Below are 17,472 nucleotides of genomic sequence, written 5' to 3' on the forward strand. Positions count from 1 at the left end.
TCTTATAGATTGGATAAAATAAGGAATTATATAGATAAAATAGGTAAACTTCTTGCAAAAGGATGTATAGGTTTAGTGAGATTTTATCAAAAATATATATCACCTTTAAAAGGTCCAACGTGTAGATTTTACCCTACCTGTTCACAATACTCTATAGAAGCGTTTAAGAAATATGGATTTTTAAAAGGATTATATTTGACAATAAGAAGAGTTTTAAAATGTCATCCTTTTCATCCAGGTGGTTACGATCCATTGAAATAAATCTATTTTGTAGGAGGTACAAGAAGTGACCAATTTAATAGGAAAATTATTTGGAAACATTCTAGGGGCAATATATAGCTTTACAGGAAGCTATGGTATAGCAATTATACTATTTACTTTCTTAGTTAAATTACTATTAATGCCACTTACAATCAAGCAGACAAAATCTACTGTTGCAATGCAGGAGATAACACCAAGAGTTAATGAAATACAGGAAAAATATAAAAATAATCCTGAAAGACAGAACAGAGAAATAATGGAACTATATCAAAGAGCAAATATAAATCCTATGGCAGGATGTTTACCTCTACTTATACAGTTCCCTATATTAATAGGACTATTTAACTTACTAAAAGATCCAGTAGGTCTAGGAGCATTTGCTAGTCAGGCTGCTTTTAATCAAGCTAATGGACAGTTCTTATGGATGCAAAATCTTACTAATCCAGACACTATATTAGCTATATTATCAGGAGCGAGTGCATTTATAATGCAGAAAATAATGACTCCAAAAGAACAGGTTAACGGTCAGATGAAAATGATGACTTATATGATGGCAGGTTTATCATTATACTGGGGATTCATATTCCCAGCAGGTCTTACTTTATACTGGACAATAAGTAATGTATTCGCTATATTACAGCAGGTAATAGTAACAAAACCTCTAAAAGCTAAATTTGAAGCTGACATGAAGGAGGCTAGTAAAAATGGCAAAAAAAATAAAAATAAAAAGTAAATCAAGAGAAGAAGCTATAAAAAAAGCTCTTTCAGACCTTAATGTATCAGAAGATGATATTGAAGTTGTAGAGCTAGAAGCTCCAAGTAAAGGATTTTTAGGATTTATAGGATCTAAAGAAGGTCTTTATGAAATAACTGTTATAGAAAGAGAAACAGACGTTGCTAAATCATTTATAGAAACACTTCTAAAAAATGCAAAAGTAAATGCCGATGTTGAAGTTAAACAGGAAGACAACCTTATAAAAGTAAATATAAAAGGTGATGAAGCAGCTTGTTTAATAGGTAGAAGAGGAGATACTCTTGATTCTATCCAGTTCTTAACAGGATTAGCTTTAAACAAAATAAACAAAGATTCTCATACTAGAGTACTTGTAGATATAGAAAACTACAGAGAAAAGAGAGAAGAATCTCTAGTAAGATATGCTAATAAAATGGCTAGAGAAGTAGCTAAAACTAAAAAAACAAAAAAACTTGACTATATGAATCCATATGAAAGAAGAATAATACATTCAGCTCTTCAAAATGACAGATATGTTATAACATATAGTGAAGGAACTGATCCATATAGAAGATTAGTAATAGAATACAAAAGATAAATAAAAATATTGCCTCCTATGTTATAGGAGGTTTTATTTTTGGTATAATAGTATATATATTTTTTAAAATCGCAAAGAGGTGATAAATTTGTTTATAGATGATACAATAGCGGCAATTGCAACAGCACCTGGAGAAGGTGGAATCGGGATAATAAGAATAAGTGGACCAAAATCACTAGAAGTTGCTGAAGAGATATTCTTCTCAATGTCAGGAAAGAAAATCTCTGAATACCCAGCTAGAACTTTAATCTTCGGAAATATAAAAGATGGAGATAAAAAAATAGACGAGGTTTTAGTTGCATATATGAAAGGACCAAATTCTTATACAGCAGAAGATGTTATAGAAATAAACTGCCATGGTGGGTTTATTTCTGTAAAAAGAATATTAGAATTAGTACTTTCTAAAGATGTAAGACTTGCAGAAGCAGGAGAGTTTACAAAGAGAGCATTTTTAAATGGAAGAATAGACTTATCTCAGGCAGAAGCGGTAATAGATGTAATAAATGCAAAAACAGATAAGGCGCATGAAGTAGCTGAAAACCAGCTTGATGGATCTCTATCTAATAGAATAAGAGAATTTAGAGAAAAAGTAACTGAGCTATTAGCTCAAGTTGAGGTTGCAATAGATTATCCTGAAGAGGATATAGAATTTATAGCATATACGACTCTAGAAGAAAAAACTAGAGAATTAAATAAAGATATTAAAAAATTATATGAAACATCAGAAAGTGGAAAAATATTTAGAGAAGGTCTAAAAACTGTAATAGTTGGTAAGCCAAATGTTGGTAAATCATCTCTTCTAAACAGTATCCTTGGTGAAAATAGAGCGATAGTAACAGATATACCTGGAACAACTAGAGATGTTATAGAAGAATTTGTAAATATAAAAGGCATACCTCTAAAAATAGTAGATACTGCAGGAATCAGAGAAACAGACGATGTAGTTGAAAAAATAGGTGTTGAAAAATCAATGGCATCATTTGATACAGCAGACCTAATAATAATGGTTGTGGACTCTTCATCAGAACTATCTGAAGAAGATAGAGAAATACTAGAAAAAGTACAGGGTAAAGAAACAATCCTTCTACTTAACAAAACCGACCTACCTCAAGTAATAAACGAAGAAGAAGTAAAAAAATATGTAAATGAAGAAAATATAATTAAAATATCTGCACTTCATAATGAAGGTATAGAGAATGTACATGACAGAATAGAAGCTATGGTCTACAAAGGAGATATAAAAAGCTCTTCAAATGTTATAATAACAAACTCTAGACATAAAGATGCACTTTATAGAGCAATGAAATCTGCAGAGGATGCTATGAGAGCAATAGAAGATAGAATGCCTCTTGATTTTGTTGAAGTTGACTTAAAAAATATATGGGATTATCTAGGATATATAAACGGAGATACAGTAAGTGAAGATTTACTAGACAATATATTCCATAATTTCTGTATAGGAAAATAATTATTATAAACGACTAAATTAGTTGAAAAATATAGGCAAAATTTGCTTTTTATATAAAGGTTTTTCATGGAACATTTGTAGAACAAAGTGTAATGAAAAATTAGAACGTATATATTATATAAGTATATAAGAAAGGTGGAAAAAGATGAGAAAATTTGAAGCTGAAAGCTACGATATAGTAGTTGTCGGAGCTGGACATGCTGGATGTGAAGCTGCACTTGCTTCTGCAAGAATGGGACACAAAACAGCTATGATAACAATGTCACTAGATTCTATAGCTGCACTTGCCTGTAACCCTTCAATAGGTGGAACAGGAAAAGGACATCTAGTTAGAGAAATAGATGCACTTGGTGGAGAAATGGGGCTAAATATAGATAAAACATTTATCCAGAGTAGAATGTTAAATACTGCAAAAGGGCCTGCAGTACACTCTTTAAGAACTCAGGCAGATAAATTTAGATACCATGAAGAAATGAAAAAAACTATAGAAAATCAGGAAAATCTTGATTTAATAATGGATGAAGTTGTAGAAATAGCTCACGATGGACAGACTGTAACAGGTGTAATAACTAGAATGGGAGCTATATACAGAGCAAAGGCTACAATACTTGCTACAGGGGTATATTTAAACTCAAAAATATTTATAGGTGAAGTCTCATTTAATGAAGGACCAAATGCATTAGGATATGCAGCATATCTAACAGATAGCTTAAAAGAACTTGGACTTAGAATGAGAAGATTTAAAACTGGAACACCTTGTAGAGTACATAGAGACAGTGTAGATTTTTCAAAAATGGATAGACAGGATGGAGATGCAAAAATAGTTCCGTTCTCATTTATGAACGATAAAATAGAAAGAGAACAGGTTCCATGCTACCTAACTAGAACTACTGCCGAAACAAAACAGATGATAGAGGAAAATATAAAAAGATCTGCAATGTATGGTGGGGAGATAGAAGGTGTTGGACCTAGATACTGTCCATCAATAGAAGATAAAATAGTGAGATTTTCAGACAAAGAAACTCATCAGATATTCATAGAACCAGAAGGACTAAATACAAAAGAAATGTACGTTCAGGGACTTTCTACAAGTTTACCTTTTGAAATACAGAAAGATATGTATAAAACTGTATTAGGTCTTGAAAATGTAAAAGTAATGAGACCTGCTTATGCAATTGAATACGATTGTATAGATCCAACTCAGTTAAAACTAAACCTTGAAATAAAAGGTGTAGAAAACTTATTCAGTGCAGGACAGTTTAACGGAACATCAGGGTATGAAGAAGCTGCAGCGCAGGGATTAATAGCTGGGATAAATGCAGTTAGAAAAATAGAAGGAAAAGAACCATTTACACTAGATAGATCAGAAGCCTATATAGGTGTTCTTTTAGACGACCTTGTAACAAAAGGTACTAATGAACCTTATAGAATGATGACTTCTAGATGCGAGTATAGATTATATCTAAGACAGGACAATGCGGATATGAGACTTACTGAAAAAGGGTATGAAATAGGTCTTGTAACTGAAGAAAGATATAATAAATACCTAGCTAAAAAAGAAATGGTAGAAAAAGAATTTGAAAGACTAAAAGAAGTTAGAGTAACTCCAAAAGAGTCAAATGAAATAATGGAAGCTCATGGATTTACTAAGTTAAATGTAGGATTATCTTTATACGAATTCTTAAAAAGACCAGAAGTAGATTATGAATTAATAGAAGAATTAGGAAAAGGTGCTGGAGATGATGTACCTGACTATGTAAAAGAGCAGTGCGTAATAGTAACTAAATACGAAGGATACATAGATAAACAGTTAAAACAGATAGATCAGTTTAAAAAACTAGAAAGCAAAAAACTAAGTGAATCAATAAATTACTCTGAAATAGAAGGACTAAGACTAGAAGCTAGACAGAAACTAGATGCTATAAAACCAAACTCTGTAGGTCAGGCATCTAGAATATCTGGGGTTTCTCCAGCAGATATATCTGTACTTCTTGTATACCTTGAGCAGATGAGAAGAGGTAAGAAAAATGACTAATGTAAATAGAGAGCTATTAAAAAAAGGAATAGAAGAATTTGGTCTAACAGCAGATGATAAAACATTAGATAGATTTAGAATGTACAGGGAACTTCTTGCTGAATGGAACCGGAAAATGAATCTAACAGGAATAGACGATGAAAAAGGAACATATATAAAACACTTCCTAGATTCTGTATCTGCTGTACAAGGTGGATATATAAAAGACGGAATGTCTATAATAGATGTAGGTACAGGTGCGGGATTCCCAGGAGTTCCTCTAAAAGTATGCTTAAAAAACACAAAAGTAACTTTACTAGATTCTTTAAACAAAAGAATAAACTTCCTTCAGGAAGTATGTAATCAGTTAGAGCTTGAAGATGTAGAATTTATACATGGTAGAGCAGAAGACTTTGGAAAAAATCCAGAATACAGAGAACAGTACGATATAGCAACAGCTAGAGCGGTTGCTGGACTTCCAATACTAATGGAATTTTGCGTACCATTTATAAAAGTTGGAGGATACTTTGTATGTTTAAAAGGACCTAATGCTGACTTAGAGCTTGAAGAATCTAAAAAAGCTATGGAAGTTCTTGGGATAGAATTTGTTGAAAAGCTAGATATAAAGCTACCAGAGACAGATTTAAATCACAATATACTAGTATTCAAAAAAGTATCTGAAACACCTTCAAAATATCCGAGAAAAGCTGGTAAACCGGCAAAATCACCGATAAAATAATTTCCCGGAAAATAATTCTATAGAGTAAGAGAGGATAATTATGGGAGAAAAAAAGATAATAGAAGTAGAAATAGACAGCATATTACCAAATCCATATCAGCCTAGACTTCACTTTTCTGATGCTGCACTAAATGAATTAGCTGAATCTATAAAAGTGCATGGAATTATACAACCTATAACTGTTAGAAAAAAAGACGACCATTACGAAATAGTTGCTGGTGAAAGAAGATTTAGAGCATCTAAATTAGCTGGACTTGAAAAAGTTCCAGTTATAATAACAGATATGGACGATGAAGCATCTGCAGTAGTTGCGATGCTTGAAAACTTACAGAGAGAAGATTTAGACTATCTAGAAGAAGCTATAGGATATAGCAACTTAATAAAAGAATATGGATTTACACAGCAGCAGCTTGCTGAAAAACTGGGAAAAAGCCAGTCTACAATAGCCAACAAAATAAGACTTTTAAAACTTCCTGAGCATATAAGAAACGAAGCTATGGAAAAAGGATTATCAGAAAGACATACCAGAGCCCTTCTAAAACTTTTAAAATTAGATAATGAAGAAATTATTATAAAAGCAATAGATAAAATATCTAAAAATCAGATGACAGTAAAAAAAGCTGAGGCTATGATAAAAGATATTCTTGAAAATCCTAAAGACAAGCCAAAGATAGAAGAAGAGCCACCTAAAAGAAACATGAAGGCTATGATAAATATGAGAATATATTTAAATACTATAAAGCAGGCATATGATATGATAAAAAATACTGGAATAGATGCCCAGTACAAAGAAATTGAAAAAGATGATTACGTTGAAGTAGTTGTAAGAATACCTAAAAGAAAATAGATGAAAACGAAAAGTAACTATAAAAAATATTTTGTAGTTACTTTTTTTGTTTAAATGATATAATACTTTAATTTATTTAAAAATAAAAAATAATAAAAAATTAATAAATATAATTAATAAATAAAAGATAAAAATAGTTTTTTTTTTTTTTTTTTTTACTAAACTTCACAAAAACTTCATTTAATAAAAAATATTTTTTGCAAAAAAAGCTTTTAAAATTTTCGCAAAAAATATATAATATACTCATTTAGTTGAATTATAAAACTAATTCATTGCATAAACTCATTTAATTAAAATTTATGTTTGTTTATGTTATCGTGATTATATTCATATTTTGATAACTTAAGATAATTATTATATTAAAAATTTAAAAATAAAGTTATACAAAAGGAGGGTTATATGAAAGGTTTTAAGGGAAAAATATTGAGTATAGCATTAGTTATTACGATGTTAATTACGATGTTGCCGACAACGACATTTGCTACCGTAGCACAAAATGGTAAAACAAATACAGTTGTAAGCGAAGAAAGTAGTACAGAAAATAGTGACAAACTAGAAAATGAAGCTCAAGAAAATAGTAAAGAGGAAAATCAAAAAACAGAAACAGAAAAGCAAGATAAAGAGACAGAAGAGGGAAAAGAAACAAATAACGAGGAAAATCAAAAAAATGAAGAAAAAATAGATTGGCCTCAAAAACCAAACTGGATAGGTAAAAATCCAGAATCATTAGGAGTTCCACAATTACAAAGTGGACAAAATTCATCGTCTTTCTATGCTGTACCAGACGATGATATAACAAAAGAAGATTTAGATAAAGCAAAAGAAGAATCTAACGATTTAAATGTACAAGAAGGAAAAGAAATTTCTCCAGACAAATTTAATATGAAATTAGCTGTTTTTATAAACGGTAAAGAATATAATGGTGGAGATATTACTGTTAAAGAAGGAGAAAATTTCTCTTATAGAGTAGACTGGGGACCAATAAGCAATGATATTCCTGAAATAAAAAAAGGAGATTATTTTACAAAGAAACTATTTACTGTAAAAGGATTAAAATTCCCTAGTACTATAAAAAAGAAACTCATAATAGATGGCATAAATGTAGGTGAAATGAATATAAATTATGATGCTTCAAGTGGAGATATGACTTATAAAGTTATATTTACAGAATATATAAATTTATTTGATAGAAATTCAGTTTTTGCTTATTTCCAGGGAAGTTCTTCATTTACATTTGTAGAGAGTGGAAGTATAAGTATAGATATTTGGGGTGTTAATGGTAATTTAACAATAGAAAAAAATGAAAAACCAATAACTCCAAATGTTCCTTCTGGAAATGGGTGGGACGCACCAAAACCACCTACATTTGATACAAGTATAAAACCGTTTGTAAAAGGAGTAAAATGGGATAATCATGGAAACGAAGGAGATAAAGAACCACAGATAGAATGGAGAATATCTTTTTTAGAAAAATTGCAGAAAAAACAGAAAGAGTTTTTAGAAAAGAATCCTGTAAAAACAAAAGAGGGAATAATAGCTAGAATCAATCAAATTGTAGATGATGTAAAATTTATGGCATATAATGTAGCAAGTGATTTAAAAACAAAGTCTGAACCTAAAGAAAGTAGAACTATTTCTGAAAAAGGATTTTGTATAATAGAGGATACTTTAGATGAAAATCAGGAATTTTATAGAGATGTTCCAAATGAAAATGATAAAAAGAAATATGGAGGAGCTCCGTTTTTTATAGAATTACCAGTCATGTTAGCAGGAACAAACCATATATTAAATGGTTCTGTTGGTAATAATGGTGGAGATGGTGTAGGAGACATAAATCCTTATTTTTCTGGAGGAAACTTTACAGAAATAAAAGAAGGAGATAATTCTACTAAAAGAAATACTGTAAGAAATACGCCTCTTACTTATACGATATTAAAAAATGAAAAAACAAGAAAAGAAACAATTGTAATAAACTGTGGTAAATTAGGGGAAAAAGGTGATAAAACTTTACAGTGGAATGGAACTGAATGGCCAAAAGCAAAATTAGAAGAAAATATAAAAAATTGTCAAAACAAGATAGATCAGATAATAGCAGGACAAAATTCTCCTATATCAAATTTAAAAACTAAATACACAGAATTAGAAAATGTTCTTAGAGAAATTTTAGGGTCAGGAACAACTAAGGAAGAAGATAAAGAAAAAATAAAAATCTTTATGGATGATTATAAAAAGAAAGTAATAGATACAGCACTTGAAAATGATAAGCAGATAACAGAAAATGATATACCTTCTTTAGAAAAATTAGTTGCTTTAGCAGAGATAAATATAGATACAAATGGAACTAAACTAAAAAATCATAATCAATATGCTAATTATAAAAAAAGTTTAGAAAATGTAGTAAATGACCAAAAGATATTCTTAGATAATAGAATTAAGTATACGGCAGAATGGGAAGTTTTAAAAAGTAGATATGAGAGAACTTTAGAATTTTATTCACAAGAGCAAAATACTGGGATTTATGGATTTGTAGTAAAAATAAGAAGTAAAGTTGTAAAAAATACAGATGATGGATTTTCAAATGATGTAATATTATCAGATTCAGAAAAACAGTACTCATCTCACAAAGAACACAATGTAAAATTTAATGCAGGTATAGTTGGAAACTATGCACGAGGAAGTGTAGTTCTTAAAAAAACTGGTTCAAATGTACCAGAAAGCGATGATTTGGGACAACTAAATAAAGCTAATGGATTAGCAGATGCAAAATTTAAAATTTATAGTTCTGGAAAAAATGATGAGTTTATTGGAGATAATGGACATTTAGCATATTTCTTACCAAAAGATGCCAGTGAAAATAAAGATGCGTATACTTATACTCATACAGGAGACCAAGCTACAGGTTCTATAAAAGGTACAGAAAGTGAACTTGAAGTAAATGGAGATGGAACATTAATTCTTAATAGATTAATGCCAAATAAAATCTATTATGCTGTAGAAACAAAAGCACCAAATGGATATTATGTAGATGAAAGTCCAATAAAAATTACAGTAGAAAAAGATAAAGTAACATATAAGTTAGTTCCTAATGTTCAGAGATCTATTGCAATAAGAAAAATAGACAGTTATTCTAAAAAAGCAATAGGAGGAGCAGAATTTGAACTGTATAAAGGAGAACAAAAGATAACTAATTTCAAAAAAGAAACTATAAATAATCATACAGGGTATTACATAAAAGAAAATGCTTCGGATAAACTTATAACATTAGATGATGTTTTAAGCGATAAAAATGACGATTCAAAGCCTAATTTATGTATACATGGATTAGAACCAGGCACATATACATTAAAGGAAATAAAAGCTCCAGATGGATATGAAGAGGATATAAATGGAAAAGAATATACTTTTACAATTCCAGAAAAATTTAATGAAATAGCTACATCTACCAAATTAGATGATCAAAACCATATAATAAAAGATGATACAGGAAAAGATACTGTTTTAGAGAATACTCCAAAAGTTAATGAATTGTCTTTTACTAAAATAGATGGTAATGAGCCTGTAAAAGAAGAAAAAGATGTCAAAGCAGGTAGTGTAAAGGGAAAAATTATAGAAGTAAAGGATAAAATAAAGAGTCTGTTCCCTACACCTGATTACGATAAATATAATAAATTAGAAGGTGCATACTTCTCTGTATTTAGATTTAAGGGAAGTGAAACAGATTGGAAGAATGCATCATTGAGAGAGAATAATGAAAACTGGGAACCAATAACACCTTCAGCAAATGGAGAATACTTTACAACAAGTCAACATGTTGAAACTATAAAAGCAAATAGACCAGAAGAAATATTTGGAAATATTACAGTACCAGCTATAAAAAGCGATGAAAATGGGAAAATAACTTTGAGCAATATTCCAAAAGGTCATTATACCTTGATAGAAGTAAAAGCTCCAGATGGATATAGTTCTACATTTATAAGATTTTATTTCAATTCAAATAATGTTAATGCAATGACAGGTAAATTAAAATTATTTAGAGAAATAAATTCAGATGGAAGTCTGGAAGACCCACTAAGCGTCAATGCAATATTAAACTTTAAACGTAAATTAAAAATTAAATTAGTAAAATATGATGCTGAAGGAAGTGTTCCTCAGATACCAGAAGAAGATAAATTACCATCAAAATATGGAGAACCAGCTTATAAGTACAATGCCAATATATCAAATCCTAATGGAATAGAAGGCGTTACATATAAGTTATTTATGGATCCAGATGGTGGAGAAATAAATCCTAATCCAGAAGAAATAAAAACAGCAAACAAAGATACAATAGTAGGTGAAAATGCTAAAAATAATTATGATTTATGCAAAGCTGTAGGAGTAACGGATGAAAATGGAATCTTAGATATAACAAATATGAAAGATAAAAACGGAGCTTCTATAGATGGATTACACATGGGTCAATACTATTTAATAGAAGTAGCAACTTCAAAAGAATATGGTGAAGGATATATATTAGATCAAACTCCTATAAAATTTAACTTAGATAGAGATTTATTTACAATATTCCCAAATCCAGAAGATGCTGGTATAGGTATAACTAAAATAGCATCTAATACAAAAGGAGAATCTGGTATAAAAATAATTAAGAAAAATGAAGAAGGAGAGTTGTTAAAAGATGCTGAATTTTTAATAAAAGATAGTGAAGGAAATTATCTATCTGTAGACCCAGTTGAAGGTAAAGAAAATCACTATAAAATACATAATGAATCTAGTGATTCGAATAAAAGAATAAAAGAAATTGCAGATAAAACTAGTTCAGATTTTGATACTCCTTCAAAAGAATATCCTTCAAAAGTAGAAAATTACGGTAAAATTCCAAATGAATTAAAAGTAAAAACTGGAAATAATGGAGAAGTGTTTATCAGAGGATTATCTGCAGGAAAAGAGTATCAATTTGTTGAAATAAAAGCTCCTGTAGGATATAAAATACCAGAGAATAATACATTTAAAGCAAAAGCTCCCAAAACAAGAGAAGAAGAAGGAGCTCAAAAGTTAGAAGGAGATAATTTAATATATCTTACAAAAGAAATAGAAAATACTAAATTAAAAGGAAACTTAGAACTTGAAAAAATAGATTCAGTTACTAGAAAAGGTCTTGAAGGTGCTAGATTTAATTTGTATAAAAAATATGAACAAAATGAAAATATTAAACCTCGTGAAGAAAATAAAATAGAAATACAAGAAACGTATGAACTTGTTAAAGAAAATATAGTAACTGATGAAAATGGTAAAATTAGTATAAAAGACCTTGAATGGGGAGAATACTATATTCAAGAAACAGAAGCTCCAGAAGGATATGTTCTAGATGAGTCTAGGTATCATTTCAAGATAAATGAAAAATCTTTTGATGAAAATGGTAATAATATATCGATAGAAATACCATATATAGAAAATGCACCAAAAGGAGCAAAAAGAATAAGAATAAATAAAACTAATGAATCAAATGAGCCTATTAAAGGTGCTAAATTTAAATTGGAAAAAAGACAAGAAATCAGTAAAGATAATTTTGAATGGATACCTTATGGAAAAGAATTTTACGAAACAGATGAAAAAGGTTGTATAAAAATGGTTCTTCCAGTTGGTGTATATAGATTAGTAGAAATAGAAACAATAGAAGGACACATTTTAGATGATAATGAACTGTTATTTGAAGTTAAAAAGACAGATAAATATGAAGATGAAATAAAAGTAATAAATATAGTAAATGTAAAAGCAGATACAGCATTTTATTTGAAGAAAACTATAGGCTATCAAGGTGAAAATACATTTATTCCATTAAAAGGAGTAATATTCAATTTCTATGATAATCCAAAAGGAGGAATTCCATTAAAGTTTAAAAAGATAAAAGATGGAACTTACAGATATGTAGAAAATCAAAGCAAAGAAGATTTGACTAGTGATTTATCTACAAATGAATATGGTGAAATTAGAATAGCTCTAAATGAAGATTTTATTGGAGATAATCCTAAAAAGCAGTTATATTATCAGGAAATAAAAGCTCCAGGTAATATAGAGATAGATTCTTCAATTCATAAAGCAGATATGTTTAAACAAAATGACTGGACAATTGAAAATATTACAAATCAAATTAATCGGAACAATAGAAAAGTTCTAATAGAAGTAGATAAAAGAAATGAAAATAATGAACCTTTAGAAGGTGCAGAATTTACTCTTTATGATAAAAATGGAAAAGTGTTATCTTCAAAAGTAACTGAAAATAAGGATGGTTCAGCTATTGCAGTATTTACCGATGCGGATGTTGAAGGTGGATTTAAATTAAATGAAAAATACTATATAAAAGAAACTAAAGCACCAGATGGATTTGTACAAGATAAATCAATATTACAATTTACTGTAGATGCAAAATCATTTGAACAAGATGAAAATGGAAATTGGACTATGCCACCAGTAAGTTTTGTAAATGTAAATAAAAAACATAGAGGATTACTAAGAATAATAAAAGTAGATTCTAAAGATAATAGAGTACCTTTAAAAGGTGCAGAATTTGAGATATTTAAGAAAATAGATTGCTTAGAAAATGAATCTAATAAACCAAGTGAAGAACCAAATGAAGAAAATTCAAATAATGAAGAAAATCTAGTAACTAAAATTTTAAGAAAAATTAAAGTAGCTCTTAATATTGATGAAGAAAAATCTCAAGAAGATGAGTCAACACCAGAAACAAAACCAGAGGAATGGAAACATTATGGAGAAGAAAGATATGTAACTGATGAAAATGGAGAGTTTGAACTAGAGCTACCAATAGGAAACTATTACTACATTGAAAGAAAAGCTCCATTTGGTTATGAATCAAATTCTCTTAAAAAAGGACACTTTACAATAAAAAAAGATGAAGAAGAAAGTTTAAAAATTAAAAATGAAGAAATTCAAGGTAAAAAAGGAAATGTTACTTTGAAGAAATATAATTCAACAATGGATAAGATGTTGGAAGGTGCTGAATTTGAGTTATTCTATAAAGATTATTCGGATGGAGAATACAAACAAGTAAATGATAATATTTATAAAACTGATAAAAATGGTGAAATATATATAAGTAATTTACCACCAGGAGAATATTATTTATTAGAAGTAAAAGCTCCTGAAGGATATGAACTTCCTGATAACTTGGAAAATAGAAAACACTATTTTAATATTAGACAAAGTAATGTATCAGTATCTTCAATATTATTGAATGTAAAAAATGATGAAAAAGGTAAAAAAGGAAGTGTTACTTTAGAAAAAATTGATAAAGATACAAAAGATAAACTAAAAGGTGCTGAATTTAAATTATACTATGAACAAAATAAAGTTGGTGGTGGAAAAGAATTTATAGCATACGAAAAAGTATTTACTACAGGAGAAGATGGAAAAATAATATTAAATAATGTACCAATGGGAAGATATTATTTTGAAGAAATAAAAGCTCCTGAAGGATATAAATTACCTGAACAAGAAGAGGATAGAAAATACTATTTCGAAATAAATGGAGAGGATAAAAATTCTATAAATATAACAGTAGAAAATAGTAAGGATGGAACAGGCGGTGGTGGAACTATAACACCAGATCCAGATAAACCGGATAAGCCAGACCCAGAAAATCCGGATCCAGATAAACCGGATAAGCCAGACCCAGAAAATCCGGATCCAGATAAACCAGGTAAGCCAAACCCAGAAAATCCGGATCCAGATAAGCCAGATAAACCAGACCCAGAAAATCCGGATCCAGATAAACCAGGTAAACCAAACCCAGAAAATCCTGGAACAGATAAACCTAATAAAAATGATGGAAATTCTATAATTAGCAAACTACCTAAAACAGGAGATGCTGCGTCACTTGGATTAGCAAGTATTGCATTTGTAGGTGCAGGAACAGGATTATATGCTATAAGAAAGAAAAATCAAATTCCTATGAAACGAAATAGTAGAAGACGAAGAAATATGAAGAAAAAAAGAAGAAGAAAATAAATTTTTGAATAATAATAAAAAGCTACTACATTGATAAATAATGTGGTAGCTTTTTATATATACCCCCCAGTTTTATAGAAGTGTTCTTTTTTCGTATATGATAATATATAATTAAAATAAAAAAGGAAGATGATAAGTATGAAAGAGATTGAAATGTATAAAATATATCCAAATAAAAACCAGCCTAGAAAAAATTTTGATGAAGAAAAAATACAGGAATTAGCTGACTCAATAAAAAAATACGGATTATTGCAGCCAATAATTCTAAAAGAAGATTCAAATGGCGAATATATGATAATTGCTGGAGAGAGAAGATTCACAGCTTGCAAAAAACTAGGAATGAAAAAAATACCAGCTATAATAAAAGATGTTTCATACGAGGAAATAGATAAACTTGCTATAATAGAAAACCTACAGAGAGAGGATTTAAGCCCTGTTGAAGAGGCAAAAGCGTATAAAAGACTTATAGAAAAATACAACCTTACACAGACACAATTATCCGAATCTGTTGGCAAGAGTAGACCGTATATAACAAACAGTATGAGATTATTAAATCTTTGTGATAAAGTTCTAGATATGTTAGATAAAAACGAAATAAGTTCAGGACATGGAAAGGTTCTTTTAAGATTAGAAGATAAAGAAGAACAGGAAAGACTTGCTAAAAAAATCGTAAGGGATAAACTTTCTGTACGTCAGCTTGAATCTATAGTTAATAATCTGCAGAACAAGGAAAAGACAGAAAAAAGTAAATCTGTATATGAGAAGGATTTATTTGTACTTCAGGCAGAGGACACTATGAGAAATATATTAGGTACAAAGGTAAATATCACTAAAGGTAAAAAGAGCGGAAAGATAGAGATAGAGTACTATAGTGATGAAGATTTGGAAGCTATAATTAATATGCTTTTAGGAGAATAAAAAAAGTGTAGCCCTTCTGGCTAAGAAAGGGCTACACCTCGAAACGTAAACTATAAAAAAGTATCGACTATCTAACGATAAATAGTCAATAGAACATATTATACCACAAAAGAAAAAAATTGGAATACTATAAAATCAATTTAAGTTAAAATTAATTTTTAACAAATAAAAAAGGTCATCCTAAATGGATGACCTTATATTTTATAAACTTAAAATATAAAATATTTAATTTTCATCAGCTTCAACATCTTCGCCAGTCCCCTGATTTAATCCAGTTCTCTGTGGTTTTAGATAATCACCTTTACCTAATACTATATGACCACTTTCATAATCTCCACCGTCAACTGTAATCTGTAGCTGCTCGATATCAAAGTTTTCTATAAATGTCTGAGCAACAGCATCTAGCATTAAAGACTCTGCACTGCTTCCTAGATTAGAATTAACAAATTCTTTGCTGACATCTAATACACCAGTTTCTACACCATCAGCTTCAGTTATATCAAAGCTGTTCATTTTTGCATCTTTAGGTATAACTCCTAGATTCTGTAGGCTTTCAAATACCTGTTCTGGAGTTTCTTTCTTACCATCGATTCTATTTTCTATTAATTTTTCATTATCTAAATCGTAGTTGTATACTATTATACTTTCTTCAGCTTCTTCTTCGTTTTCTAATTTATCTTTATCAGCTTTGTCCTCTTTTTTATCGTCTTTATCGTCAGTTTTGTCAGTTTTATCAGTAGTTTCCTGCTGAGTCTGAGGTTTTTTGTCCTTATCTTCTGTTTTGTTGCCACTATCAGTTTTACTACATCCTACAAAAGCCACTGCTAAAGCAAGAACTAGTGCAAGTGATGTTAATTTTTTTATTTTCATAATACTTTCCTCCTAAATGTGAAATTCTATTAGAATTATATTTTGAATGGCGAATATAGTTCACCAAATTCAATTAAGTATTTGGATTAGTTATATTATACTATACTTTGAAAATATAGAGGATACAAAAGGATTACAACGGATTTGGATAAATGTTCTCATTAATGAAGAAGTTGTAACCTAAAAGTATATACTATGAAAAAATTGTGATGAGCTTCTATAGAAATTTTAAAATGGGAATATAGAAAAAATCTATAAAAAGTATATCACTATATATATTTAGATGTGATAAAATTAAAAAGTAAAATAAATTAATTTTTTTAAGGGAGATGTTTAAAATGATAAAAGTAGATGCTAGAGGATTAGCTTGTCCAAAACCAGTTATAAACACTAAAAAAGAATTAGAAAAAATAGCTGAAGGAACAGTAGTTACTACAGTTGACAATACTACTGCAAAAGAAAATCTTTTAAAATTAGCTAAATCTCTTAACTGTGAAGCAACAGTTATAAAAGAAGAAGACGGGGAAATAGAAGTTCAGATAGTAAAAGGAGAAGCTGCTGCTGAAGTAGCTACTGAATCAAATGCTGATATATGTGATCAGGTAGTTTTCATATCTTCTGATAGAATGGGTTCAGGAAATGATGAATTAGGTAAAGTTCTTATAAAAGGATTTGTATACACTTTAACTGAAACAAAACCATATCCAAAAGCTGTTATACTTGTTAACGGTGGTGTTACATTATCTACTGAAAACGAAGCAACAGTTGAAAATCTTAAAAAATTAGAAGAAGCTGGTGTACAGGTATTATCTTGTGGAACATGCTTAGATTACTACGGATTAAAAGATCAGTTAAAAGCTGGTGTAGTAAGTAATATGTACGACATAGTTGAAACATTAAAGAGTGCATCAAACACAATAACAATAGGATAATTGTACAAATTAAATACAATAAATAAAATTGAGCTAATAAAAATGGACTGCTACAAAATCTGTAACA

Annotated in this window: 11 protein-coding genes; 10 read left to right on the forward strand and 1 reads right to left on the reverse strand. The window is 29.5% G+C overall.

Annotation, left to right across the window (positions count from 1 at the left end; translation table 11 throughout):
- Positions 1–18: 18 nt before the first annotated feature.
- From yidD to ACK2WN_RS02895, 9 genes are all read left to right on the forward strand, one after another.
- Positions 19–261 carry a membrane protein insertion efficiency factor YidD gene (yidD, locus tag ACK2WN_RS02855; RefSeq protein WP_331495905.1) on the forward strand — a complete coding sequence of 81 codons (243 nt, stop codon included), beginning with the start codon at positions 19–21 and terminating at the stop codon, positions 259–261.
- A gap of 25 nt (positions 262–286) precedes the next feature.
- A complete protein-coding gene (locus ACK2WN_RS02860) occupies positions 287–994 on the forward strand; it encodes a YidC/Oxa1 family membrane protein insertase (protein WP_300528099.1) in 708 nt (235 codons plus the stop codon).
- Positions 966–1,592, forward strand: coding sequence for an RNA-binding cell elongation regulator Jag/EloR (gene jag / locus ACK2WN_RS02865; protein ID WP_330000259.1), 627 nt, complete (start codon positions 966–968; stop codon positions 1,590–1,592). The genes ACK2WN_RS02860 and jag overlap by 29 nt, the downstream gene beginning before the upstream one ends.
- Before the next feature lie 88 nt (positions 1,593–1,680).
- Positions 1,681–3,060 (forward strand): tRNA uridine-5-carboxymethylaminomethyl(34) synthesis GTPase MnmE, encoded by a 1,380-nt coding sequence (gene mnmE, locus ACK2WN_RS02870; RefSeq protein ID WP_416154809.1) that lies wholly within the window; start codon positions 1,681–1,683, stop codon positions 3,058–3,060.
- Positions 3,061–3,205: 145 nt separating this feature from the next.
- Positions 3,206–5,095 (forward strand): tRNA uridine-5-carboxymethylaminomethyl(34) synthesis enzyme MnmG, encoded by a 1,890-nt coding sequence (gene mnmG, locus ACK2WN_RS02875; RefSeq protein ID WP_330000263.1) that lies wholly within the window; start codon positions 3,206–3,208, stop codon positions 5,093–5,095.
- The gene (rsmG, locus tag ACK2WN_RS02880) at positions 5,088–5,813 is read left to right on the forward strand and encodes a 16S rRNA (guanine(527)-N(7))-methyltransferase RsmG (protein WP_416154810.1); all 726 of its coding nucleotides are present in this window, start codon (positions 5,088–5,090) and stop codon (positions 5,811–5,813) included. Before mnmG ends, rsmG begins: the two co-directional genes overlap by 8 nt.
- Before the next feature lie 40 nt (positions 5,814–5,853).
- Positions 5,854–6,660: a nucleoid occlusion protein gene (noc, locus tag ACK2WN_RS02885; RefSeq protein ID WP_416154811.1), complete on the forward strand. Its 807-nt coding sequence runs from the start codon at positions 5,854–5,856 to the stop codon at positions 6,658–6,660.
- 399 nt (positions 6,661–7,059) lie between these two features.
- Positions 7,060–14,685 (forward strand): SpaA isopeptide-forming pilin-related protein, encoded by a 7,626-nt coding sequence (locus tag ACK2WN_RS02890; RefSeq protein WP_416154812.1) that lies wholly within the window; start codon positions 7,060–7,062, stop codon positions 14,683–14,685.
- A gap of 138 nt (positions 14,686–14,823) precedes the next feature.
- Positions 14,824–15,603, forward strand: coding sequence for a ParB/RepB/Spo0J family partition protein (locus tag ACK2WN_RS02895; RefSeq protein WP_416154813.1), 780 nt, complete (start codon positions 14,824–14,826; stop codon positions 15,601–15,603).
- A 225-nt stretch (positions 15,604–15,828) separates the two neighbouring features.
- Here the strand turns inward: ACK2WN_RS02895 and ACK2WN_RS02900 are convergent, their stop codons facing one another.
- Complete coding sequence (locus ACK2WN_RS02900) at positions 15,829–16,473, reverse strand: GerMN domain-containing protein (RefSeq protein WP_330000271.1); 645 nt, start codon at positions 16,471–16,473, stop codon at positions 15,829–15,831.
- A 338-nt stretch (positions 16,474–16,811) separates the two neighbouring features.
- Here ACK2WN_RS02900 and yedF point away from each other — a divergent pair, with 338 nt between their 5' ends.
- Entirely contained in the window at positions 16,812–17,405 is a 594-nt protein-coding gene (gene yedF / locus ACK2WN_RS02905; RefSeq protein WP_330000272.1) for a sulfurtransferase-like selenium metabolism protein YedF, read from the forward strand.
- Positions 17,406–17,472: the final 67 nt, after the last annotated feature.

Origin of the sequence: Peptacetobacter sp. AB800 (assembly GCF_047807365.1) — a bacterium.
GTDB lineage: Bacteria > Bacillota > Clostridia > Peptostreptococcales > Peptostreptococcaceae > Peptacetobacter.

Coding starts and splice junctions, on each gene's coding strand:
- ACK2WN_RS02900 (WP_330000271.1), bottom strand. CDS start 16,473: ATGAAAATAAAAAAATTAACATCACTTGCACTAGTTCTTGCTTTAGCA.
- yedF (WP_330000272.1), top strand. CDS start 16,812: ATGATAAAAGTAGATGCTAGAGGATTAGCTTGTCCAAAACCAGTTATA.
- mnmG (WP_330000263.1), top strand. CDS start 3,206: ATGAGAAAATTTGAAGCTGAAAGCTACGATATAGTAGTTGTCGGAGCT.
- jag (WP_330000259.1), top strand. CDS start 966: ATGGCAAAAAAAATAAAAATAAAAAGTAAATCAAGAGAAGAAGCTATA.
- ACK2WN_RS02890 (WP_416154812.1), top strand. CDS start 7,060: ATGAAAGGTTTTAAGGGAAAAATATTGAGTATAGCATTAGTTATTACG.
- rsmG (WP_416154810.1), top strand. CDS start 5,088: ATGACTAATGTAAATAGAGAGCTATTAAAAAAAGGAATAGAAGAATTT.
- noc (WP_416154811.1), top strand. CDS start 5,854: ATGGGAGAAAAAAAGATAATAGAAGTAGAAATAGACAGCATATTACCA.
- ACK2WN_RS02895 (WP_416154813.1), top strand. CDS start 14,824: ATGAAAGAGATTGAAATGTATAAAATATATCCAAATAAAAACCAGCCT.